The following is a 22,865-nucleotide window of genomic DNA, read 5'->3' as shown; positions in this document are numbered from 1 at the left end:
ACAAACTCAACATCTACAAGAAATAATAAAAAATGAAAAGTGAGGAGTTGCGTAATGATGAAGCTATCTCCCGTGAGTTCAAAAAATATAGTTGCTGTTGGCTATAATCCTTTTTCTATGATTTTACGCATTCAATTAAAGAATGGAATGTATGATTTCTTTAACGTGCCTGAAAATATTTACACCGGTTTATTAAGTGCACAATCTAAAACTAATTATCACAATACTTATATTAAAAATTCTTACCGCTATACTAAAATTTAAACTTAAACAGAATGAAAAAAGAAAGGAGGTAGTCCCCCCTTTCTTTTTTTAATCATTTCACGACTTAGCTATCTTCTATCCCTCTTATTCATTTCATCATATGCTTGAATTTGTTTTTTTAATCTCCGGTCTGCTTTTTTATCATGTACAACTAATATCGCATGTATAACTCCTGGAACCCAAAATATTAATGTTAATATGAAGTTAATGATTGCTTGAAATGGTTTTCCGCAAAATAATACAGCTACAGGTGGTAGTAGAATTGCCAATAAATACATCATCTCTTGAAAACTCCTTGTTTTGTATTTTTTATCTCTATTCTTATATATTCTATTCATATGCCTAAAAACCTACTACTTCAATCCTACCACATATGTAAAATTGAAATTTCCCTACCTTTATCAAATGTGTATTTTCACATATCTATTTTTTCTAATCTTTCTTCTTCCTCTATTATAGTTAATCCAATCGCAGAAATAGAAGTTCCTATCGCTTGTATCCAAACACCAATGAGTGCTATTATTCTCTCATTTTTCTTATCAACCGTACTGTCTTCCTTTTCTATTTCGTTCTTTGATACATTAATAATACCTTGATACGCTTGAAGTCCAGCACCTAAACTTTGCAGAGAATTACCTAATATAATAATTCTCTGTATTGCTTTCATCTCAAGCAAAGCCGCTTCCACTCCTAAAAATGCACCAATCGATTGTAAACTGTTCCCGACAATTATAAGATAATCATTCTCTTTCAATTGTTCATGTATATTAAAATATGTTCCTATTATATTTGATATATTCCCTAATGCTAATAACTCAATGCCCATTTTATCAAGCATTTCAATTTTATTCTCCAAACACATATTTTGATTTTCTCTTTCAGGTTCATCTCCGGTATCATTACTCGCTATAATTTGTAATATATACCCGAGGGCTTGTAATGAGCTTCCTACAATTACAAGATCCGATTCAACTTTCTCTTCTCCAATAAATCCTCTTGTCGTCCCAATAGCCGCTGTAAGATTTCCTCCTACTTGAAACCATGCCCCTGTCACTTTTAAACCGCTTGGATTCATTTTTATCACCTATTTAGAAATTTTCTAGTGCTTTCGAAATACATAAATGGTATCCTCTAACTCATATTTATTTTCTATATGTAATTTTGTGCATTCTATAATGTGCTAATCATACAAAAAAGCACCTGAAAGGTACTTTTTTGGACAAAGTGTGTATCACTAAAAATATGGCAATTCAATATATATTTACGTACATTCTGGGCATGTCAATGAAGCTCCATTTTTATCTATTGTTATATTTAATATAAATTTAATCGCATTACGTGACCACATTTCAGGTGTGGGTGATTCATTTACATACTGTGGTGCACATGAATACAGCATTGGGGTACTGATACTTCCGCCCGGATCTAAAGCAACAACAGCCATACCATAGGGTAATTCAAGTGCCATAGATTTCGTGATACCTTCAATTGCAAACTTTGAGGCACAATATGGCGCAAGCTCAGCTTCTCCCTCTCGGCCCCAACTAGAACTCATATTAATAATCATTCCTTCTTTCCTAGCTACCATCGCTGGGACAAATGCCCGAATTACATTTACTACACCATTTACGTTTACATTCATTATATTTTCGAATTCTTGAGCGGTTACTTTCCACAGTGGCGCATTTTTATTAACAATCGATGCATTATTTATTAGCAAATCTGGTGCTCTATTTCTATGAAGTATATAATTTGCCCAACTACTTACTTGCTGGGAGTCTGAAACATCGATTATTTGAAAATCATGTATATTACCGTAATATTTTTTCAATTCTTCAATTTTATCTTTTGAACGTCCACAGCCATATATATTCCATCCCAATTCATGAAATCGATCAACCATTGCACGCCCTAATCCTTGCGTCACTCCTGTAATCATTACAATTTTTCCAGTTTCGTTTCGTTGCATGTACCTCTCCTCCTTTATAAAATTTTACACTCTCCCTTTTCATTCAGCCATTTACTAAAGTATCAACTCATTTCATACTTTAGTAGGAGTTTTTATGTAAGCAAAAAGAGTAACCATAACAGTTACTCTTGCTTATATATCAAAAAAGTCATTATTCATTTCGTTATTGCTTTTATATTTCCGCTTCTCTTTCCCGCATTTCTCACACCGATACATAAAAGCTACACGTAGATTACTTCTTTTAAAATCTTCATTATCCTGCATCTTAATAAAACCATATTTATGCTTACAGTGAGATACATCTGAAAAAATTTCAAACCAATTTTTCATCATAGAACAGTTCACCTCTATGAAAGAATCTTCATCTAGTCTGATTACCTATTTTTATTTAAATTCTCAATCTCATTTTGCAACTTTTTGAATTGTTCAAAATGCATAGTGATAGATTGACTGTTACCATAATCAACACTATGCTTCACAAATAAAACACCAGTGTCATGAAAAATTGCTTCCAGTTCTTTTCTCATGGTTACTTTCATTATATGTGCTGTTTTAATAGCCGATAAAATTGCAATTTCATTAAACTTTAATTTTATTTCATTTGGACAAAATGCTTCTTCAACCAAAATAACTTCATTGCTATAAATAAGCGCAACAAGATTACTTGATTTTGTATCTGTTAAATCTACTTTTTTTATAACATTATTCATTACATTTTGCCTCCTTCGATTTCGTATATATTAATTATACAATTGTTATTATTAATTACTCAACCTTACATTAATTTTAGCATACTTTTATTACGGGATTAAGCTACACTTCAAACGTTTTACTATTCCACAATTTTTGTTACATGAACCATTTGGACTATAAGACCATATAGTAGTGTTAACAAATGATTGTAAAGCGGGTGAAAACTATGCCCTCAGTTGTAGGGAATTTAGTTGTACAAAATAGTAACGGTTCATTTAATTTAGGTGATTTCTACAACGTTTCTCCGAAAGAAAATACGAAGGCTTATAATGGATCTGGTGCTTCAAATGTTGGTTTTGTTGTTAATACTTTTAATGGCGTGAGCGCGACTAATACGTTTGATTCTGACCTTGCAGATCAAAACCAAGTGGGTACAGCCTAATCCTATTTTTTCATCGTTCTGTTTAGGAATTTTAAATTTGTCTATACTATAATCAGGCTGTTACACAGCTATTATTGATTTTTGGAGTACCCTATCTTTTTCTCCCTTTCCCTGGGGCTCAGCAGCTAGTATGAAGCTAGCTGCTTTTTCGTTTCATTATTTATATCCCTCATCTAACATAACGTAAAGGAAGCTAAAATTGAAATTTCAGCTTCCCTTACGTTATTTCAATAATATCAGAAGTATTAAATACGTAAGTTTTATAAAATGCGTCAGTACATATTACACTGTGCTTTAGCGGATTTATATGCACAACTGTCATATAACTTGTAAGGATGTATCCATCTTCAAAATATGTCACCAATATTTCTTTCTCAGACAATAATGACGTTAATAATTTATCAGAAATTCTCTCTTTTGCTTCGTTTGTTAAGAACGGTTTTTGTACTTTAAACTTCTCTACAACAACCTTTCGCATACTTAACAACTGTTCCGACATTACTGTAAATGGAACCCATTCTCTTTCTATTTTCTGCACCTTTACATCATTCATTTCTTTATCTCCTTGATCATTTATCCATTCTATTTCACACATATTGTTCCTCAATTATTCGTTAATAATTGCTAGGCTCATATTTATCCCGCATTAACAGGTAGTGGAGCTCCTACCTCAAAATCCGCTATATGCGAGGAGGTAATACGAAAATCAACTGCCCGTAAACGCTTAATTGGTGAAAGCTAATAAATAACGGACGATGAACACCTCGCTAATTAAAGTTTCACTTTATTTCTTATTCGTATACTATGTACACACACAAGAACATTCGTTCTAATTATACACGAACCTACGTTCTTTTGGAATGATTTAAATTATATTTTTATCCATCATTTATTTTTTCTTCATCAAATGAGCTTTTCACTTCTTATATAATAGGCCGTTCACATATCAACAGAAAAAGCGACTTCATACAAAGAGAAGTCGCTTTTTTCTAATAACGTATATTTCTATATTTACTTTTCTATCCTGACAAGCGTTCTTTCCGGAATACAAATCTCATCTATATTAAAATGATTTATTTTTAATTTTAATTCTCCCACTCGTTCCTGATCTTCATCACCAACCCAACAACTGAATAATTCAAAATAGTCCCCCTCATTTAAATAACCTTCCATAATCGAGCATAAAGCTAATAGCTTTTTTTTAGCATCTTTCTTCTCCTTTTCAATTTGCCACTCAACAAGTTCAATGCCCCAGCTCGTTGAAACTTCATACGTGTAACTTGTTTGAAATTGAAATTCTTGTACAATTTCAAGCATACTTTCATCTGAAAAGCACGATCCAAAAACAATTACATCATTGGAATCTGGATTCGTTAACGGAATTTCTACATTGCACCCTATATAACTTGCTAAACTCATTTTTACTCCTCCAATATTTGTATGAAAAACACTTTATATGAACATTTATCTACTTGAATATAAAATCCCTGCCTAAACTAAAAAGTTTTAATTTTTCAAGTTTATTAACCAACTATAAATGAAAGCATATATTATAAAGAACGAACTCACAAAATTTCTATAGAAAAGAGAGCAATGTAAACACTCTCTTTCCGTACATACTGTTTAAGAATACATAATCTCCCCTTACTACATATATTTTGGTTGTACTATTATATGTAATTCCCTCTCCGTTACTGCTTTTTTTGGGTTACGAAAATACTCTAATTCGTATTTTAATACTTCATAGTCAACCATCCCAATCTTAATCCCTTTCGTTTCTTTTAAAATAGCTAATAAGTTACTTATATCTTCATCATGCGATTCAAAAACCTTCCCCCCGCCTTCTCTCTGAAAAATTACTTTCATATTTTCTCCTCCTACATAATATATTTATCTATTAAGTAATTCGTTTAAAAGCATTCTTTCTATATCCTAAAAATTTCATACTAAAAAGAACACCCTTTTTTAGTAGAATGCTCTGCTTTCACTTCATTTAATATCAATATTTTTTCAATACTATTGTATGTTTCATTCTGTAAATTATGTTTATCCACTTCAATAAAGAAAAACTTAAATCAATTCAGGTTTTAATTAGCCCACGCCAATCAGACTACATGCAAATAGTGGGATGAAATTAATAAATCCACTTTATATTTAATGAAATTAAGCAAACGAAATATTATAATATCAACATTCTATGAAGCATTGATCATTCCTATTTAAAATAATTACATAAATCCCCATTGTAATTCTTAATATTTAAATGTAATATTATATTGTCTTACTATCTATTTATAACACACACACTAATTAGAAAAGGGAACCTATATAGGTTCCCTTTTCTAATTCCAATCATTATTTCTTTTCTAGAAATTCAAATGTATTTTTAAATTCTTTATCATTCACTTTAATATCAGCATCTTTCAATAAATCATTAACTACTTGTTGTTTCCATTTACCTGTCGTATCTTGTAGTCTTTGCTGTTCTAAATCTTTACGAATTTGATCTTTTACTTCATCAAATGGCTTCAATTCTTTTTTATCTGTCACTTTAATAATATGGTATCCGTAAGTTGTTTTTACCGGCTCACTTACTTGTCCTGCATCTAATTTATATGCAGCTTCCTCAAATTCTTTCACCGTTTGCCCTGGAGCAAAACCAGTTATTTCTCCACCTTGTTCTTTTGAACCAGTATCCTCTGAATATTGCTTCGCTAAAGCTGCAAAATCTTCTCCATTATTTACTTTCTCTTTCACTTCTTTAGCAGTCTTTTCATCTTTCACTAAAATGTGACTTACCTTCATTTCTGGTTTATAGTTATCTTTTACATCTTTTTCTGTGACAGTCGCTTTAATCGCTTTCTCAAATGCGATTTCTGGCTTCATTTTTTCTTTTAATTCATCTTCATTTTTCAATCCAACTTGCTCTAAAGTCGATTTGAAGTTGTCACCCATTTTATCTTTTGCTTCTTCTACTTGTTTTTTTGCTTCCTCATCTGAAACTTTATATTTATCTAGCAACGCCTTACTTAACACCATTTGGTATAAAGTACTTTCCCCATATTTTTGTCTTAATTCTTTACTTAACTCTTTCTCTGTAACATTCCCTATTTTTGATGTTACTACATTGTCTGAGGAACCACATGCCGATAATGCCAGTACTACGCATGAAATAATTGTTCCTAAAAATAGCTTTTTCTTTTTCAATTCAAAATACCTCACTTTTATTATTATATAAGAATAACTATACAATGTACTTGTGTTAACAATGTGTTTTCCACATGTAATTCATTTCATTTGAATAAGCTATGTATCATGTTCTTTTTTGTTCAAATATTAAAGGTCATCTTACTATGTATCAGTAAAATGACCCTTTACGTATTCCTATAGATTCTTAATAGTTACATGTTCTTCCAGTATCCAATTATTTTGCCCGATATCTACCGCATTTTTGGCTCTGCCCCACACACGAAAAGATTTTGATCCATCAATATTTCCTTTATAATTTATACATTCAGGCTCTGCATAATAATTCACTCCATACCCAACAGGATATTTTGAAACTGCATAAAACCATTCTACATCAAAATGTTTTACATATACCCACTGTTTATCATTGCCTAAGCAAATCATATCTTTATCTGCGTCTTCCCAATAACCATGTAAGACTAAAAATGGATTTTTTTGAGTGATTGTACCTGTAAACTGAGGATTCGCAGGATTTTCATATAGGTTTATTTCATATCCATCAGAATATTTCGAAACTGCAATACCAATACCATTTGATTGCTGTGTATTCTCTCTGTTAAATTGAATAGATTGATTTACTTGATCCGAGCCTATAAACCAAGAAAGCGACTTATTTCCTATTAATTGATTTAAATCACATTTCCCAATACCAGGAACATTTCCCGTATCAGTATATTGCCAAATATCACACGGATATGCTGGCTTCTTTCCTCCATAACGAGGAATCCATAAAAAATCAACTTCAATATTACGTGCTCCAAATGATACATACGTGTGATGCCCCACGTATAGCCCTACTTTTTTCGCACCTAAACGGCGTAATTCATCTATAAACGCTTGTGTCCCCCCTTGCATATCCATCATCGTTTGAATTTCTACGTCCACCACCCAAAACTTAGCAGATTTATCGCCACGACTCCAAAAATCTTGTGCCTCTTTCCTTGCATCAGCAATAGATATAAAACGACAAAATGCATAATTACCAAATGGAATACTGCGTTTCTTCATTTCATTCACATAATTTTGATACATAAAATCTACCGTATTCGAGCCATCTTGAACTCTAACAATAACTAAATCTAGCTGAGATGCTGCAATACCCCAATCAATAGTTCCATTCCATTTTGAAATATCGATAATATACCCCAATACAATTCATCCCCTTTTAATATCATATTCAAAGCTTGACTTATTGAAAGCCCCTTATGCCTAATACTAGCTATCTATACTATAAATAAAGAAAATCTATATTATTTTTCAAAATATACGATCTTTTAATTAAGTTTCTACTAATTTTTCATAATCTAATCACACCATCAAACTCCATATCATTATCAACTCAACTAAAAATTTCATATTATATATTAATCTAAACAAAAAAACGCAGTATACAATACTGCGTCTTAGGAGCTGATTTCATGGAAAAAAAACCTATCGTGGTCAAAGTTCCACCAAACTCAAAACTAAAAATCACATTTTTCGGTCCTTGTAACGAGGTAATTACAAATGTTTCTATAATTAATCAACTTTCCACACCTAAGTGTCAAACTATTACGCAATATCCAAACTATAAGAAATACGAAACTGAAGTACGATCATTATCCAGTTGTTAATCCATTCTATTCGCAATCCTTACAATTTGGTTAGCTCCGCGACTACGGGAATAGACCAAAATTACTCATTTCATGTTATTCCATTGATAATCTATTGATTTTTTACACGTTTTTATTAATCGAGCATATATTATCGTATGGAGATTATCCACTCATAAAACCTATCTTTCTTTAGAGCGTACTTTTTATGTATGCTCTTTTTTTATTTATCTCTCATTCTGTACACATAAACCTGCTCACTTTTATATTTTATGAGCGATCAATCTACCTGCTGCTTATAAACAATTTAATCAATGTGTAATCAACAATACTCCTTTATTTATTATACGTTCACTATAATCCTTGCATTTTCTTTCGATTTTTGAGAAATTGAAAAAAGACGATTTATTTTAATATCTTGATAAAAGGGTGAGACGTATGACTATTGTACATATTAGGTGGTCTAAACTTTATAATTTATCTGAAATCAATCATTATGAAGAAGCTTTTTCAAAAGGTATATATGCAATTTATAGAGTGTATCGTGGGAAGGAAAAATTACTATATATCGGAAAAACAAAAAGAAGTTTTTCGAAACGATTAAATGAACATTACAAAGAATGGATTCATGGGGCAAGAGGCATCCATGTAAGGTTAGGGATGTTAGAATTTCCTAATGGAGGTAAATATTCTGAGCAAAAATTATCAGATGTAGAAGCACTTTTAATTTCTTGGCATACTCCACTAGAAAACACCCAATGTACGAATTACTATATAGGAAGAGAAGCCTTAGAAGTTATCAGCTTTGGACAAAGAGGATTAATTGATAAAAAAATAACTACTCAGAACTATGAATGGGCATGAGCTCAGATCATAAATTAGTTTAATAGAGTTTGGCACTCTCCCTTAAAGTCCGCTATGGTTTTTAGCGGATAACAAGACAATATAAAGACTTATTCTTCGCCATTGAAAAAAGAGCTTGATAGCTATGTCATGCTCTTTTTCCTTTAAACTAATCGCTGTTAAATTAGTGTATTATTCAATTCTCATTCATACATTCCCCTTCTAAATTGACCAAATATTTATTAAAATTCTTTATATACTCAAGGAGGTCCAACATGTTCAAGTTGTATCCCATACTACTCATCTTAGGATTAATTTTATTTTTATATAGTGTAATCGCCTTAATGTTATTCCTTTCCATTCAATAGCAATACCTACACAAACCTATGTTAAATATGTAATTTCTATATAGTAAAGAAAAAAACCGTAATTATACGGACTTATATATATTCATAAGTCAAGATGTCTTTGCTATTCTATAAGACAACTGGCAAATGTAAAACAAAAAATTTTCACAACCATGTTACATTTTTTTGTTTTACTCTTTTTATTACCTGCAGAATATCTAATACCCATAATAAGCTAGCACTTTCAACCTTACATCCTAGCATGTGAAATTCTCCTGAAACAAACTATAATTAACCTATTTACTTATATATTTTAGAAAAACAATAATAATCCCCCACCATTTGGTAAAGGGGATTAGCTAAACCTACTGAAAAGTAATATATTCTCTTCGTTATTTAATTGGAGAAGGAAATCTTGCAGCTTCAAAATGTGAGCCGTCTTCCGAAGTGCTTAAAACTCCGTCTATGCTACTTTGTGCATAAACCTCAACTTGATCTCCTTCATTCAATTGAATAATCGTCGAAACACTTACTACATTTCCAAAACTTATTGGACCGAAAAAGTCATTATCTATAGCTATTGCTGCGTTTCCATTTACACGAATTTCTACACGAGCTCTATAATTTAAGCTAGGATCGTTTGGAAAGAAACCAATCGTTCCAATAATAGAGTAAACTCCCCTAGTCTTCGGAATAAAAATAGACGTTACTGGATTATACTCATTTGCTAAATCAAATTGTTCATTTTGGAACAATACCTTTACAAAAGTATTGGCAGGAACTGTTTGATTCACCGTATTTCTAGCTCTAAATGCAGATGCCCTAACAAGCTTCTCCTCGTTGTCATTACACTTACTCGTGCACTTACAACAATCATGCTGTTTCTTTTTATACTCTTTACAATACTTACAGTAGTAATAACAAGACATACTAGTTCCCCTTTCATGCTTATTACTACATATTATGTAAGAGGGATTGGCAATGTTTGGACGAGCTATTGTTTTAGTCCAAAATTTGCGCCTATTTATATATACACGGGCGGAAAACATATCAATAAAACTTCAACCTAGATGTATAATGCTTACTATTCAAATTTCATAAGTTCTTCTCTTATCTAGTTTACTTTTATACATAAAAAAGAGCGAATCTACATTCGCTCTTTTTTTATGGCCCAAAGCTTATCATCCAACCTAGCATAAATCCAAATACAGAAAACAGCAGTATAAAAATAAATAAACTACATGCCCACAATGCATATTTTCGACTTTTGTTTTTGGTAATCATACCTATGACTGAGCACACCACTCCAATACCAACTATTTGCAGAAAACTTTTACCTATAAATGTTTCTTGAATAAGCAATATAATGTTCAAATACAATAACGCTAGAAAGGCAATAATTAATGAAATAGTCCCCATCCACGTTTCCTGTTTATACATACGATTCTGTCCTTTTTTTAAGAATGCCAATTCCATAACCTCGCTTCACCTACTTTCAATTTTCTAACTTTTTCGTGGCTCATCAATTTTTCAACTTCTACTTTAGGCCCAGTTACAACTGCCCCGTATGTTTTTATCCCATTTTTTTCAAGGAAAGAAATACGCTTTGACAACTCTAATACTTTCGCTCTAGATAGCTTCACTGCTAAATTTTCATGCTTCTGTAATGACTTTAACACATCAATAAATTGTTCCTCATGAGGTAAATCACTTACAAAAGCACCACTTGGACTTGAAATCATATCTGCTGGAAAGCCAATCGGGGCTACATACATACCCTCTTCATTCGTTTGCTTCTCCTCTAATCCTGTATTAACGGCATACCACACAATATCAATAGTAGGAAACATATTCGTTACCTCTTGTACACTTAATAATTCTCTAAAAGATACAAATGCTTCTACAACAGATTCTTGCGGAAGACCCTTTAATACCTGCGCTTCTTCGCTACTATTATAGGACACATTATAATTATTAGGATGAGACAACACCTCGTTATCTACATATGGGACTTCTGGAATTTTTTCATCTGTTGTATATTCACGGCTTACTTTCGTTGCTCTACTTAATACATAATCTGTTTTCTCTTCTCCTATTCGAATATCTTTCTTTCCTACCCTTTTATACAAATCAAAATGCAATTGCAAACTAAGCGGTAGCAATGTTTGCTCCATGTCCCTATCTTTCAAAAATACATTTGATTCTGTTACACTTAACGTTTGATTTACTACATTCCGTATCTCCATTGCGTTTGTAGGTGCCACTGTATAATATAAGAGTGTAGATATATATAAAATAGGTTGAATAAGTAGTAAAAAAGTAAATACAATCAAAACATTCGTAATACGCGCTCTTTTTTTACCTATTTTCAACACTTGTTCCTGTTTTCCATCAGGAAGTGAAGCCGGTCTTTGATGAAGAGCTTCTTGTAACAATTCTTTATAATTATCTTGTTCAGAATGAGGTTTATCATTTGTCATTTTGACTCTTTTCCCCCTTTAACAATTCTTTTAATCTCTTTCTCCCGCGAAATATGTGACTTTTATACGTATTTACCTTTAAATCTAGTACAGAAGCACCCTCTTCGTACGTTAATTGATGTACGTCACATAATAAAATAGATTGTGCCTCTACCACCGGAAAAGTATGAATAATCTGAATTAACTTCTCGTAACTATTTTTTGCGACTACATACTCTTCTGTAGATTCCCCTGCTTGTATTGTCTCTAATTCCTCCGTTCCTACAAAGGTTATTTTTTTCTCTTTCCTAACAAAATCAATAAACGTATGATATGCCACTTTAAATAGCCATGATTTTACCTTTTGGTTTTCATAGTCTTCTAAATAAAGATACGCCCGATAAAAAGTCTCCTGCATCAAGTCCTCCGCTACGTGATGGCTACGAGAAAGGGAAAATAAATACCGATACACATCGTTTATATAAACTTTATATATTTCTTCAATCTCCATCCCCCTCCTCCTTTCATACATAACACGAATAAACAAATTAAAAAGTTGCATTATTTTTCCTTTTTTCTTTTTTATTTTTAAAAAAACATCATTTATACATTTTAATAACTATTTACAATTATAAACAAAACATGTGATGTTATGACTGTGAATATCTTTCAAAAACAGTCAAAAAACGACTCAGATGTTCTCCTACCCTTGTAACTTGATAGTCTTAGGACAATCTTCCTGTACAAAATAACCACAGATAGGACTTCGTTTTTACATCTCAACCAGGTTCGCGTAAGTAAATATTTATGTATCCTTTCATACGGAGCCACTAACCATCATTTGTCATGATAAAATAATTCTCATTCTTTCTTTAATCGGTATATTCGCATCAAAAAAATTCCACTTGTAGTATGTACGGTGATTATCTCATCGGTTATTTACAAATTGTAGGTGGGGACTATTTGACGCTTACATATACACAATTTCATCCCCCTCAGTTGTTTCCTCTATTTGCGGGGAATAAGACTCACACCTCAAAATTCGGCACATGCGAGAAAGTTAGGTGGGAGCCGCGTTGATCGTAACTGCCCGATTGGCGAGGGCTAATAATCAGTTGGATATCCCTCTACTAATCTCTATAAGTTATATACAGTTCCATATGGGATGGTAAGAAAAGAACTTCCATACGGTGTAATAGGTTGCACTGGATAAAAATACTCCATGGATGAATAATATGGCTGAATACCTTGTTGCTGCATTTGCATTTGTTGTTGCATTTGTAACGCTTGTTGAACAGCTTGAACTGTACTTTGTGCTCCGCTAAACGTTATTGATGTACCATACGCTGGTCGCATACCTGCTTGAGAAGCAAAATATGAATAATACATTATTTTCAACTCACTTCCGTAAAGGTAATTACAATTTATGTTATGATTCTTTATTTCAGTGGGTGCGGAGAGTTAATCTATTAGCTTTGATTAGGTTTAAAGATTTTTATTATCTGTTACACTTTCATATTTCATTTACAAGGTTCATCTACTAATACTAATTTAATTTTAGAGGGTGTTTGATTTTGAATTTTCTGTTAATGGATTCACAAACTAAAGAGATAGTGAATTAACTACGTCTAATTAAATTCATTTACTTTTGAAACTATGAAAATGAATTTTCAAGATTATTAAAGGTATATGACTTATTAATACATCCTCCTCCAAATAAAAGCACCCTCAACGGATGCTTTATTTTTTACAATACTATAATTCATTAGCAATACTTCAATTGTCCGCGAATTTCACCATTAGGATATTGTACTGTATGAACATTAATATATATGTTTCCAGATATGATTTCATTTACAAGGTTACCTAATGTTTGACCCGCTAACGGCCCTATCAAATCATCTTGAGTAATCATTCCTGTGAGGGTTGCACACTCTATTGAAACTGGATTTGTTATAGGTCCAAATAAAAAAGCTACAACAGGACCGTTCGTTCCTTTTGATCCAAGATGCAGATGGGCAACAACTACATCCTCTATATCGAATAAATCTAATTTGAATTTTAAGCTAAGCTTGTCCAGGCTTAATTTAAAAAAAGCCTCTCCTCGAGCATCTGTTTCTACTGATGGAACTTCATTCCTACCGCGTAACTTTGCAAAGAACATATTTACCACTCCTACGTTTTTATATACTCCTAATATATTCTTGCCCTTCATATATGGTGTTAATAAATCGGCTGTTAGTCTACTTAAATTTTTTATACCATAGGTTAAATTATCAATTCTATTAAATTATATAATCTGACTATTACGTATTAATTTTTTATTCATATGCTATATTAGATTACTCGGAAGGAGGCATAAGTATGGAAAGTTGTGTTTTGTTCGTTAATGGACAACCTCTTTTAGTGGTCTCAGTCGCTGGAATCGAAATTGCTAGATTAGAACTTTCTCTTCAAGTAGCATTGACCCTAATAGCATTAGGAATTCCAATCTGTGCATAAACGTTAGGTATCTATTCAAAAGAGAGCTTAGGCTCTCTTTTTATTTATATCTTTCCTTCACAACAAAAAAGACACCACTAAAAGCACGGCATCGCGTAAAATAACTGCTATTTGTTTAATCATTTCTTCACTAGCATCCCTAATTCATATAGAATTTCCGAGAACGAATAGCCATATGCAAAACCTACAATACGAATCCCTGGAATCCATCTATGTTCTAAATTTTCATTGTATGTTTTCTTATAATACTTTAATTTAGAATCTATACTGTATTTGTCGTTAATAATTACTTCATCGCTATGAAATCCATCCATTTCAATCTGAACAGCTACGTACTCTGCTCCCTCAATAAAGGCTTTATTATAACACTTTTCTAATTCTTCTAATGTCATCCCCATTATTAACCTCCTATCCAAATGGTTGTTTTGTTCAATAAAAAAGAGCATCTAGATCAGTAGATGCGAAGATATATAAAAGGTAAGCTCTTTGAGTATTTAATAGATTATCAGCTGGTTGCTTGTCCTACAATATATTATATGATTTTTATATAATAATGGTTCATCAAAAAAAGGTGAAAATTACTCATTGTCGTTTTAGAACATAGTTACATTTTAATTTTTTAAGCTAGTCTATCAATCGCTCCCTTCCAACTCCTCACTTTCTTCACGTATTTGTCCAATTAATGAAATTACGGAACCTACGGCTTGTATCCAACTTCCTGTTATTTCTATAAGTTGACCTTCTTTATTTTTTTCATTCGGTTCGCTATTCACTTGAATGTTTGAATTTTTTTCAATTTCATTTAATTGATTTTCTTTACCATACTGTCTCTCTTCTCTATTAGTTTTCAGTTCATAAATACCCCCAATTGCTTGCAATGAATTCCCTATAGCTTGCAATAAGTTTCCTACAATATTTAAAGATTCATCTTTATCTGAAGTATCCTCAAATTCATCTGCTAATGCTGTAAGTCCTCCTAAAGCCTGTGTCCAATTCCCAGCAATCACTAATTTAATTTTTGTTTCATCTTTAAACTCAATAACCAATCCAGATATTACAGTTACATTACCAATTGATTGAATTTCATTTCCGATTTTTTCAAGCGATATTTCCCCTTGACCATCAGCCTCTAAAGCATTTCCAACTGCTTGTAATACGTTCCCGTATACATTCAAATCTTTCCTTACATTACTGCTTATAAAATAAAAAGGTGTACTTCCAATAGCGGCAGTTATTGTACCTATAGCTGCTATTAACGCACCAAATATTTCCTTTAGTTGGTTCTCCATTTATAACCTATCCCAACATTAAGTAATTACTTTCATCTTATTCAATCCCACATCTACCTGTTAAAAATTCAAATTATCTCTTCGTTTTCCCTCTTTTATTAGGTTGCTTTATAAAAGCAAATTTTCTAAGAAATCATGCTCATATATTGAGCGTAATTCTGTATTATTTTTATACATATTGCTACTTCTTTTTTAATGACTATACATTTGTAAGGTATTAAAATCCCCACTTTCTTTCTACAAAATAAAAAAGCAGCTGTTAAGCTACATTACATTCGTTTTATCCCCAAGTGAAATGATATATATATTCTCCCATTCCCCTTTGATTAATCTCATTAATTCTAGCAAACCGCATTAAGTCCGCTCCTTGAAGAAAATACATCGCAAGCATTACTGGCACTTGCGACCACATAAACTGATAAAGCTCCTCGACTCTCAAGTTTGTCGAAACAATTAAATCATTTACAGGTCCTTGATTCCATACAGAAGTTCTAACTGAAATAAACGGAAGATCCTTTCCATTTACCACTATTCTTGCCATGCTTTGAGTTATGTCCACATCAATTCCCTCCATCATTACAAAAATCGGACCTGCGTATTTACTCCTATGGTTATAAATATTCTTGACTTTCATAAATGACTAAGGCAAACCTCTATTTTTCGACTCTATTCAAATGAATTTATTTATTACAGTAAAAAACAAATGAAATTTTAGTATTACTCTCCCTCAACTTCCGTATTATTTAGATATTTCATACTCTTGTTCGCTATTAAAATCCGGTATGCAAAATTGCATATCTTATTATCTCAATATCACTTTATTAACTACAATTTGATAGAAATTCATTTGAATTACCTGACAAATCAACATTTGTCATTTAATTCCTTATTTAAAATTCGACCTTATTATTTTTAAACACTATATTCAAATAATTATATTGGAATTTCTTGTTGTATACACATCTATCTTTTTCAGGTATTATATACGAGAAGAGTAAGGTAAGAGTTACTCTTTGCCATTTTAGGAAAGGTCCTGTTGGAAACAACAGGACCTTTTTTCATATAATTGCATTTTCGTTTATTTCCATTTTATAACCATTGTATTATTTATCAAAAACACTATGCTCATGTAATACATATCTGTAAATCAATGAATATGCATGCGCTTTATAAAGAAAATAAAAAAAGCACGTTATTCGTCATTTTTGCGAATCAGCTTTACAATTGCCATTGTGTATGAACATCGATTTTTCTAGCATCTAGTTCATCTCCTTAAAAATGCAGGATTTCCCTATCCAATATCGAATTTGTAATGTTTGGAAAGGGGGTGTAACATGGAGGAAATTAAAGTGGGACTTACACAATTTTTAGACTTCACACTGAAAAGTAGTGCAGCTAAAACAAATTTTGTAAAGAATCTAAAATCTCAACCTGAATATCACCCGGTTTTTGATTACTGGAAACAATTACGAGAAACTGTTATTAAATTTCATAAAAACGAACTACCTTTTGAATGTTTTGAAACATTAGTACAAACTGTTGACCAGAAGAAAAAGCAAAACTACATTGATGTTATAAAGCAGTACAAAAAATTTATTAAAAACAAAGAAGTCTCTTGGTTTGATCCAGGTAAATCGCATTGGTTATCAGATAATTTAATCGTCCGCTCATCACCTGAACTCGGTTTGCTCATTAATGATGAGCCGCATCTTATTAAACTATTTTTCAAAGGAAAGAAAGAGCGAATTGATAAATATAACATCAACTCAACACTGACATTATTAAATGAATCAACATTTTCAAATGAATATAACGATGTGAATTATACTGTCCTTAACATCCAAAAGAACAGAATGTATACGAATAACTCTATTAATAACGATCATTTAATAGCTCTTGAATCAGAAGCCCACCAGCTTTGTTATTTATGGAATAAGATATAAAGGGTATAGGTATCTCTTTCAATACCTTGTTCATGCGTAATTTGGGCACAATTTTCACAAATCCAATTCGTTTCGTTTAATTGAGGCTCACCTTCTTGTTTCTCACAGACAATACAAGGTGGGCGTTTTTGTTTCTTCCCCCATTTCAACACCCTAATTCCCCCTGACTTCTTAACCGCTAAATAATTCCTATGATGTTCTTATGATCCCTTTCACGTTCCACATCATGTTTTTTCTTTCACTCTATACATCCCCTCTTGTTAGTCACGCTTCTTTCACCCACATTACTTTATTTGGTTGTGATTATTACTGGAACTCTGATAACGCCGCCCTAATCTCTTCTCTCACAACTTCACGAATAAGTTCTTATAACGATCATATATGCATCCCCTACATCTTTTTTTGAATTTCCTGCTGGTTGATCATTACTCATAAAATTTATGAGTAATGATCAACCACCGTTTACCTTCTCTAAGTACCGGAAAGAGATTGCTTGTTTTATCCGATATTACATTTCAGTCGCTTCATAAACATCTCATAAAAATATGTGAGAGAAGAACGTTATAGCGATGGCTATCATGAATACAATTTGATTTACCCTACTTAAAATAGTAACCTTACAATTCATAAGTTTGACACAGCTCATGAAAAAGCTTATAAAGAAAAGTGAGGTTCCTAATATTCGTTTCTAGTATCTAAGGTATATATCCGCAGATCACAAGCGAACGTTTCGGACTTAACAGAGTAGGTATCACATTGGACAATTACTTCCATGTTGTACCAGGACTTCAAGAAACTGCGGTGGATCAATTTGCAAACGAATTATTCGGAAAGAAAACTCTAGTTAGAATTTCGTTAAAAGTTTTCGTTTCACAGCAAATACACCAACTAAACAACCAAAAATATTGATAGTGAAAAAGGAGAAACAAAACATGAAAGAAATCAAATCTGAACAGGAATTCAAAGACATCATCGCAAGTGAGGAACCAGTAGTTGTTAAGTTCTTTACGACATGGTGCCCAGATTGCGTGCGTATGGACAACTTTATCGGAGATGTAATGGAAGAGTTCAATAAGTTTGGATGGTATTCTATTAACAAAGATGAGTTTCCAAGTATCGCTGAAGAGTATCAAGTAATGGGTATTCCAAGTTTACTTGTATATCAAAATGGTGAGAAACTAGGCCACTTACACAGTGCTAACGCAAAAACTGAAGAGCAAGTTACTGAGTTTTTAGAAGCATACTAAGATTAAAACCCTCTGAAAAATAATTTCTAGAGGGTTTTAATCTTTTTTCACAATTATCTTTCGTAGTTGTTTCTTCATTTCTTCAGAAGTGTAGTATACAGTTTCTTCATGACCAATGTACATAATTACACTCCTTTCCCCTTCATCTCCGAGGTATAAATGTATCCCCTTCGTATCACTATTTTCATATGTAATTAGTATATCGTATTGTGGTGTTTCGCCTCTTTTCTTTTGTTTTTTCATGCCATTAAACATATTATTAATTCCATTGATTATTTGTTTGTCTTCTATGTTTAGAAAATAATTTTCATTTAATCCACCGTAGCCATTAAAAGTAGATACGGATACTTTAGAAATATTATGTTCCTTCATATTTTCGATATTTGATGAATTACAACCAATCATTATAAGAACAATACATAGTAAGAACAATATTAGTTTTTTCATCCTCTTACCCTCCCTTTTTAATTGGAAATAAAACCCGATTAATTTCACACTCTAACTTTGCACTTTACAACATATTTTTCCTTCACGAAACTTTGTTATCCCCTTCTTAAAAACCTAAAAAACGTCAACAATGTTTGTATAGACCCACACGAGTTTTGTTTGGTACTCTATTTATAGAAAGAAATTCCTTGTAGAAAGGTGAGTGATTAAAATGGATACTCTTTCTCATAAAGAAGCTGATAAAGGTGCTATTGTTAGCATTATGGCCTACATATTTTTATCCTCTATGAAAATCATCATCAGTTATATTACCCTCTCTAGCGCGTTACGTGCTGACGGTTTAAATAACTTAACGGATATCGGTGCTTCTTTAGCGATATTAATTGGTCTAAAAATCTCTCGTAAACCTCGTGATCCAGATCATCCTTATGGACATTCGCGCGCGGAACAAATTGCATCACTTGTTGCTTCTTTTATTATGGCAACGGTCGGTTTAGAAGTTGTTATTAGTGCCATTCAATCTTTTTTTAATCCGAAACAAGCAGCGCCTAATGTACTTGCTGCATGGGTAGCCTTATTTTCTGCTGTCGTTATGTACTTTGTGTATTTGTATACGAAAAAGATTGCAGCACGAACAAAAAGTAAATCATTAGAAGCCGCTGCAAAGGATAATTTATCAGATGCTCTCGTAAGTATCGGTACAGTAGTAGGTATTGTCGGTTCGCAGTTCCAAATGCCTATTTTAGACCCTATTGCCGCTTTAATTGTCGGCCTTATTATTTGTAAAACTGCATGGGAGATTTTCGTAGAAGCTTCTCATATGTTAACGGATGGAATCGATCCAGATAAGATGGAAGAGTACGCTGGTGCTATTGAACATATTGGTGGGGTGGAAAACATCGTAGACATTCGCGCGCGTATGTACGGGAATCAAACGTACGTTGATATTACAATCGAGGTAGATGCTCGTATGGATGTTGGTGAAAGTCATTGTATTACTGACAACATCGAGGCTATGCTTCGGAAAAAGTTTGGCATTTACCATGCACACATTCATGTTGAACCAATGGAAAAAGAACCTATTATGACATAGGTTCTTTTTTAATGAACGCTTTATGAAATATAACACATAAAACGAGCCAGCTACCGCCAGCTGCCCATCCTGCTAATATGTCAGATGGATAGTGAACGCCAAGATATATTCGGCTAACTGAAATAGATAATACAACAAAGCTCGCTATAAAAATAATCAACAATTTTTTATGCAATGTAATACGTTCTTCTGTAATTGTGACGTATGCAATAAATCCTAAAAAAGCAGTAGCATTCATCGTATGACCGCTCGGAAAACTATATCCAGTTGCCGTAACAAGCTGCGTTACATCCGGTCTTGCTCGTTCGTACCATAGTTTAAGCATACTGTTTAAATAACGAGATCCATAATAATTAATTGTTAGAAGTAATGCGCTAAGCAACTTTTTTCTAACGAGAAAATACATTACAAGAATGATGAGTAACGGAAAATATATTCTTTTGGAACCGATAAAAGACATCCAAGTAAAGTAGGCTGTCAAGTAATCGTTTCGAAAGCTTTGAATAAAATGCGCGACTATATTGTCAAATTTCTCAATACAAGCGGTATGATACGAAAGTGATAATACGACAAAACAAATGAGTAGCGTAAAACTTAACAAGTATAAATGTCGATATCGTTTCACATACATAACCTCACTATGCAAAAAAATGGAGCGGTTGTTTTAGTTTTCCTCTCCATTTCTTTTTTATGCATAGTTTATTAAAAAATATAATTGTTAATTTTTTCTTGCATTGTTGGAATATCTTCATTCGTTACTGTAAAGCGAATCACTTTCTCGTCAAGATCAAGCGCCTCTGCAAATAAACCTGCTAATCCGCGAGATTTTCTGTCTACTTCCATAATAATTTCTAAGCGATCGTAAGCGCTTGGTAAGATTAATAATTCTAGTTCATCTAATTTCCCATAATACTCTCCGGAAACAGGAACAAACTCAAATTCTTGTGCAAACGGAACTTGCTTACGTAATCGATACGGTAATTCTTCACATTCTATATGACGCGCTTTAAAACCTAATTGATTTACACTCTCTAACACACTATTTAATAGTGCATTGGGCAACACTTGAATGTAATCACGATCACTTGGATCTATACTGCGTTTAATATCAAGACCTGTATGCACCCAAACTGTTTTCATTCCAAGTGTAAGCGGCGTTTCAACTGGCATTATAAATGAAAATGGAATTTCTTTTTTTTCATTTGGCTCAACAGAAAAAGGTTCTGTTAAACGAACTCGCTCTAAATCATATGTTGCTGTTACTTTTTTATCATCCACTTCTCGTACATACGACGTCGATAACGTTAAGTAAATGCTTTCAATTTGTTGGCTAACTGAACCACCAGTTATATGAACCTTCCCTAGTATCTCTTCTCCAACAATATACTCATCTTTTTCAAGAACTGTATCTACTTTTGCATTACCAATACCAACACTTGCTAAAAACTTTTGAAACATGGAACCTCCATCCTTTCTAAAGCAAAAGCTATATCTTTTTTTAAATCTTGTACATTCTCATAGTACGGCGTTTTTATTTGTAACATTCGCATAAGCATTTCACGGTTATAATTTTCCAAAGTTAATTCGTCATACCATGGTTTTTCATGTTTTTCATTAGATTCATAGCCTGCATATAATAAAAATAACGAGAAATGACCAAGCGCATAAAAATCGCTACGAAAGTGAACTTCTCGCATCAAAGCTTGTTCACCTTCATAAGCTGTAGCTCGTTCATCACCCTCACCCTTCAATTTAGCTAATCCAAAATCAATAATACTAATTTGGTTTTCTTTCATTAATATGTTTGGAATGCGTAAATCTCGGTGAATAATACCTTTACTATGAAACACCGATACAATTTCTAATATTTCATATAAAATTTTTAAAACTTCACGTTCTGTATATGCATGCCCATCTAAGAAAATATAATCTTCGAAATTTTTACCAGGCATATATTCCATCACGAAAAAGCTTTTTTTCTCCCATACGAAATGATCATATAAACTAGGAATTGCATGATGATTTAATGTTTGTAAAATCATTTTCTCTTGTTCAAATGATTTTCTACCAGACTCATACCTTTGTTTACTTTGTCTTAATTGTTTTAAGACTTTATTTCTATTTATTTGTAAATCATTAACGACATATGTAACCCCATAACTGCCCATTCCAATTACTGATTCAATTTTATAACGTTCTGCAACGATTGTATTTTTTCGCAGTGGTCTATCAAATAAAGCTAGTATACGACGCCATTTCATCAGCTACTTGAAAAGAAGCTACGGCTTTTACGTTTTCTTTTATAATGCTGATGCCCATAACCAGATGAACGTCGTTTATAATCGCTACTTGAATAAGAGCGACCTCTATGGCGATAATCACTACTAGAATACGAACGATTTTTTTTCCTACCTAATAAAGAATCAATAATTTTTTTGAACATCCCTTCACCTCTTGAGTAAAATTTTCTTTTAATTATACCAATA

General features: G+C 32.5%; 33 protein-coding genes and 1 pseudogene. 9 read left to right on the top strand and 25 right to left on the bottom strand.

Annotation, left to right across the window (positions count from 1 at the left end; all coding sequences use genetic code 11):
- Window positions 1–54: 54 nt before the first annotated feature.
- Entirely contained in the window at window positions 55–264 is a 210-nt protein-coding gene (locus ILS93_RS19570) for a KTSC domain-containing protein (protein ID WP_000977083.1), read from the top strand.
- 68 nt (window positions 265–332) lie between these two features.
- On the opposite strand, the gene ILS93_RS19565 is transcribed toward ILS93_RS19570, so the two are convergent.
- The 5 genes from ILS93_RS19565 to ILS93_RS19545 form a co-directional block, all read right to left on the bottom strand.
- The gene (locus ILS93_RS19565) at window positions 333–545 is read right to left on the bottom strand and encodes a YqaE/Pmp3 family membrane protein (RefSeq protein ID WP_064477304.1); all 213 of its coding nucleotides are present in this window, start codon (window positions 543–545) and stop codon (window positions 333–335) included.
- Window positions 546–679: 134 nt separating this feature from the next.
- Window positions 680–1,339, bottom strand: a complete 660-nt coding sequence (locus ILS93_RS19560; RefSeq protein ID WP_064477305.1) for a DUF6944 family repetitive protein — start codon at window positions 1,337–1,339, stop codon at window positions 680–682.
- A gap of 186 nt (window positions 1,340–1,525) precedes the next feature.
- Window positions 1,526–2,233, bottom strand: a complete 708-nt coding sequence (locus tag ILS93_RS19555) for an SDR family oxidoreductase (RefSeq protein WP_064477306.1) — start codon at window positions 2,231–2,233, stop codon at window positions 1,526–1,528.
- A 132-nt stretch (window positions 2,234–2,365) separates the two neighbouring features.
- Complete coding sequence (locus tag ILS93_RS19550) at window positions 2,366–2,566, bottom strand: hypothetical protein (RefSeq protein ID WP_064477307.1); 201 nt, start codon at window positions 2,564–2,566, stop codon at window positions 2,366–2,368.
- Between the two features lie 41 nt (window positions 2,567–2,607).
- The gene (locus tag ILS93_RS19545; RefSeq protein ID WP_064477308.1) at window positions 2,608–2,943 is read right to left on the bottom strand and encodes a hypothetical protein; all 336 of its coding nucleotides are present in this window, start codon (window positions 2,941–2,943) and stop codon (window positions 2,608–2,610) included.
- Window positions 2,944–3,152: 209 nt separating this feature from the next.
- Between ILS93_RS19545 and gerPF the strand changes: the two genes are divergently transcribed.
- Entirely contained in the window at window positions 3,153–3,368 is a 216-nt protein-coding gene (gerPF, locus tag ILS93_RS19540; protein WP_001141565.1) for a spore germination protein GerPF, read from the top strand.
- A gap of 217 nt (window positions 3,369–3,585) precedes the next feature.
- On the opposite strand, the gene ILS93_RS19535 is transcribed toward gerPF, so the two are convergent.
- The 5 genes from ILS93_RS19535 to ILS93_RS19515 form a co-directional block, all read right to left on the bottom strand.
- Entirely contained in the window at window positions 3,586–3,921 is a 336-nt protein-coding gene (locus ILS93_RS19535; protein WP_064477390.1) for a YolD-like family protein, read from the bottom strand.
- Between the two features lie 458 nt (window positions 3,922–4,379).
- Window positions 4,380–4,787, bottom strand: a complete 408-nt coding sequence (locus ILS93_RS19530) for a hypothetical protein (RefSeq protein ID WP_064477309.1) — start codon at window positions 4,785–4,787, stop codon at window positions 4,380–4,382.
- A gap of 228 nt (window positions 4,788–5,015) precedes the next feature.
- On the bottom strand, window positions 5,016–5,234 hold the full coding sequence (locus tag ILS93_RS19525; RefSeq protein ID WP_000864293.1) for a hypothetical protein: 219 nt from the start codon (window positions 5,232–5,234) through the stop codon (window positions 5,016–5,018).
- A 489-nt stretch (window positions 5,235–5,723) separates the two neighbouring features.
- Window positions 5,724–6,575: a peptidylprolyl isomerase PrsA gene (locus tag ILS93_RS19520; protein ID WP_064477310.1), complete on the bottom strand. Its 852-nt coding sequence runs from the start codon at window positions 6,573–6,575 to the stop codon at window positions 5,724–5,726.
- A gap of 177 nt (window positions 6,576–6,752) precedes the next feature.
- On the bottom strand, window positions 6,753–7,766 hold the full coding sequence (locus tag ILS93_RS19515; RefSeq protein WP_098102810.1) for a glycoside hydrolase family 25 protein: 1,014 nt from the start codon (window positions 7,764–7,766) through the stop codon (window positions 6,753–6,755).
- A gap of 269 nt (window positions 7,767–8,035) precedes the next feature.
- Between ILS93_RS19515 and ILS93_RS19510 the strand changes: the two genes are divergently transcribed.
- The gene (locus ILS93_RS19510; RefSeq protein WP_000412573.1) at window positions 8,036–8,230 is read left to right on the top strand and encodes a hypothetical protein; all 195 of its coding nucleotides are present in this window, start codon (window positions 8,036–8,038) and stop codon (window positions 8,228–8,230) included.
- Window positions 8,231–8,647: 417 nt separating this feature from the next.
- On the top strand, window positions 8,648–9,073 hold the full coding sequence (locus tag ILS93_RS19505; protein ID WP_081257454.1) for a GIY-YIG nuclease family protein: 426 nt from the start codon (window positions 8,648–8,650) through the stop codon (window positions 9,071–9,073).
- Between the two features lie 718 nt (window positions 9,074–9,791).
- On the opposite strand, the gene ILS93_RS19500 is transcribed toward ILS93_RS19505, so the two are convergent.
- From ILS93_RS19500 to ILS93_RS19475, 6 genes are all read right to left on the bottom strand, one after another.
- Window positions 9,792–10,328 (bottom strand): C1q-like domain-containing protein, encoded by a 537-nt coding sequence (locus tag ILS93_RS19500; RefSeq protein WP_064477313.1) that lies wholly within the window; start codon window positions 10,326–10,328, stop codon window positions 9,792–9,794.
- 235 nt (window positions 10,329–10,563) lie between these two features.
- The gene (locus tag ILS93_RS19495; RefSeq protein WP_064477314.1) at window positions 10,564–10,875 is read right to left on the bottom strand and encodes a hypothetical protein; all 312 of its coding nucleotides are present in this window, start codon (window positions 10,873–10,875) and stop codon (window positions 10,564–10,566) included.
- A complete protein-coding gene (locus ILS93_RS19490) occupies window positions 10,857–11,879 on the bottom strand; it encodes an anti-sigma factor (protein ID WP_064477315.1) in 1,023 nt (340 codons plus the stop codon). The genes ILS93_RS19495 and ILS93_RS19490 overlap by 19 nt, the downstream gene beginning before the upstream one ends.
- Window positions 11,869–12,369: a sigma-70 family RNA polymerase sigma factor gene (locus tag ILS93_RS19485; protein ID WP_222661134.1), complete on the bottom strand. Its 501-nt coding sequence runs from the start codon at window positions 12,367–12,369 to the stop codon at window positions 11,869–11,871. The genes ILS93_RS19490 and ILS93_RS19485 overlap by 11 nt, the downstream gene beginning before the upstream one ends.
- A gap of 626 nt (window positions 12,370–12,995) precedes the next feature.
- Window positions 12,996–13,247 carry a DUF3947 family protein gene (locus ILS93_RS19480; protein WP_064477317.1) on the bottom strand — a complete coding sequence of 84 codons (252 nt, stop codon included), beginning with the start codon at window positions 13,245–13,247 and terminating at the stop codon, window positions 12,996–12,998.
- Window positions 13,248–13,623: 376 nt separating this feature from the next.
- On the bottom strand, window positions 13,624–14,022 hold the full coding sequence (locus ILS93_RS19475) for a CHRD domain-containing protein (RefSeq protein ID WP_064477318.1): 399 nt from the start codon (window positions 14,020–14,022) through the stop codon (window positions 13,624–13,626).
- A 200-nt stretch (window positions 14,023–14,222) separates the two neighbouring features.
- Between ILS93_RS19475 and ILS93_RS19470 the strand changes: the two genes are divergently transcribed.
- Window positions 14,223–14,360 (top strand): DUF3956 family protein, encoded by a 138-nt coding sequence (locus ILS93_RS19470; RefSeq protein ID WP_000443219.1) that lies wholly within the window; start codon window positions 14,223–14,225, stop codon window positions 14,358–14,360.
- Between the two features lie 119 nt (window positions 14,361–14,479).
- Here the strand turns inward: ILS93_RS19470 and ILS93_RS19465 are convergent, their stop codons facing one another.
- The 3 genes from ILS93_RS19465 to ILS93_RS19455 form a co-directional block, all read right to left on the bottom strand.
- Window positions 14,480–14,758 carry a hypothetical protein gene (locus ILS93_RS19465; RefSeq protein ID WP_064477319.1) on the bottom strand — a complete coding sequence of 93 codons (279 nt, stop codon included), beginning with the start codon at window positions 14,756–14,758 and terminating at the stop codon, window positions 14,480–14,482.
- 234 nt (window positions 14,759–14,992) lie between these two features.
- A complete protein-coding gene (locus ILS93_RS19460; protein WP_064477320.1) occupies window positions 14,993–15,649 on the bottom strand; it encodes a DUF6944 family repetitive protein in 657 nt (218 codons plus the stop codon).
- Between the two features lie 280 nt (window positions 15,650–15,929).
- Complete coding sequence (locus ILS93_RS19455) at window positions 15,930–16,283, bottom strand: hypothetical protein (RefSeq protein ID WP_064477321.1); 354 nt, start codon at window positions 16,281–16,283, stop codon at window positions 15,930–15,932.
- A 700-nt stretch (window positions 16,284–16,983) separates the two neighbouring features.
- Here ILS93_RS19455 and ILS93_RS19450 point away from each other — a divergent pair.
- Window positions 16,984–17,592: a hypothetical protein gene (locus ILS93_RS19450; RefSeq protein WP_064477322.1), complete on the top strand. Its 609-nt coding sequence runs from the start codon at window positions 16,984–16,986 to the stop codon at window positions 17,590–17,592.
- Here the strand turns inward: ILS93_RS19450 and ILS93_RS19445 are convergent.
- Window positions 17,571–17,744, bottom strand: a complete 174-nt coding sequence (locus ILS93_RS19445) for a hypothetical protein (protein ID WP_154131299.1) — start codon at window positions 17,742–17,744, stop codon at window positions 17,571–17,573. The two genes, ILS93_RS19450 and ILS93_RS19445, sit on opposite strands and share 22 nt — an antisense overlap.
- A gap of 337 nt (window positions 17,745–18,081) precedes the next feature.
- Here ILS93_RS19445 and ILS93_RS28980 point away from each other — a divergent pair.
- Window positions 18,082–18,429 (top strand): annotated as a pseudogene (locus tag ILS93_RS28980) (site-specific integrase); the annotation flags it as partial.
- A gap of 95 nt (window positions 18,430–18,524) precedes the next feature.
- The gene (locus tag ILS93_RS19435; protein WP_064477323.1) at window positions 18,525–18,839 is read left to right on the top strand and encodes a thioredoxin family protein; all 315 of its coding nucleotides are present in this window, start codon (window positions 18,525–18,527) and stop codon (window positions 18,837–18,839) included.
- Between the two features lie 36 nt (window positions 18,840–18,875).
- Here ILS93_RS19435 and ILS93_RS19430 read toward each other — a convergent pair whose 3' ends face one another.
- A complete protein-coding gene (locus ILS93_RS19430; protein ID WP_098102808.1) occupies window positions 18,876–19,286 on the bottom strand; it encodes a YhfM domain-containing protein in 411 nt (136 codons plus the stop codon).
- Window positions 19,287–19,497: 211 nt separating this feature from the next.
- Between ILS93_RS19430 and ILS93_RS19425 the strand changes: the two genes are divergently transcribed.
- Window positions 19,498–20,379: a cation diffusion facilitator family transporter gene (locus tag ILS93_RS19425; protein ID WP_000380378.1), complete on the top strand. Its 882-nt coding sequence runs from the start codon at window positions 19,498–19,500 to the stop codon at window positions 20,377–20,379.
- Here ILS93_RS19425 and ILS93_RS19420 read toward each other — a convergent pair.
- The 4 genes from ILS93_RS19420 to ILS93_RS19405 all read right to left on the bottom strand — a co-directional run bounded on the left by ILS93_RS19420 (window position 20,369) and on the right by ILS93_RS19405 (window position 22,822).
- The gene (locus ILS93_RS19420) at window positions 20,369–21,004 is read right to left on the bottom strand and encodes a phosphatase PAP2 family protein (protein WP_064477325.1); all 636 of its coding nucleotides are present in this window, start codon (window positions 21,002–21,004) and stop codon (window positions 20,369–20,371) included. The two genes, ILS93_RS19425 and ILS93_RS19420, sit on opposite strands and share 11 nt — an antisense overlap.
- 77 nt (window positions 21,005–21,081) lie before the next feature.
- Window positions 21,082–21,837 (bottom strand): sporulation protein, encoded by a 756-nt coding sequence (locus tag ILS93_RS19415; protein ID WP_064477326.1) that lies wholly within the window; start codon window positions 21,835–21,837, stop codon window positions 21,082–21,084.
- Complete coding sequence (locus ILS93_RS19410; protein ID WP_064477327.1) at window positions 21,819–22,640, bottom strand: serine/threonine protein kinase; 822 nt, start codon at window positions 22,638–22,640, stop codon at window positions 21,819–21,821. Before ILS93_RS19410 ends, ILS93_RS19415 begins: the two co-directional genes overlap by 19 nt.
- On the bottom strand, window positions 22,640–22,822 hold the full coding sequence (locus ILS93_RS19405; RefSeq protein ID WP_000473373.1) for a hypothetical protein: 183 nt from the start codon (window positions 22,820–22,822) through the stop codon (window positions 22,640–22,642). The genes ILS93_RS19410 and ILS93_RS19405 overlap by 1 nt, the downstream gene beginning before the upstream one ends.
- Window positions 22,823–22,865 lie beyond the last annotated feature (43 nt).

Origin of the sequence: Bacillus sp. 16GRE42, from assembly GCF_019837435.1 — a bacterium.
Taxonomy (GTDB): domain Bacteria; phylum Bacillota; class Bacilli; order Bacillales; family Bacillaceae_G; genus Bacillus_A; species Bacillus_A wiedmannii.
Note: the sequence above shows the minus strand (reverse complement) of the source record. Positions and strands in the feature narration are given on the sequence as shown.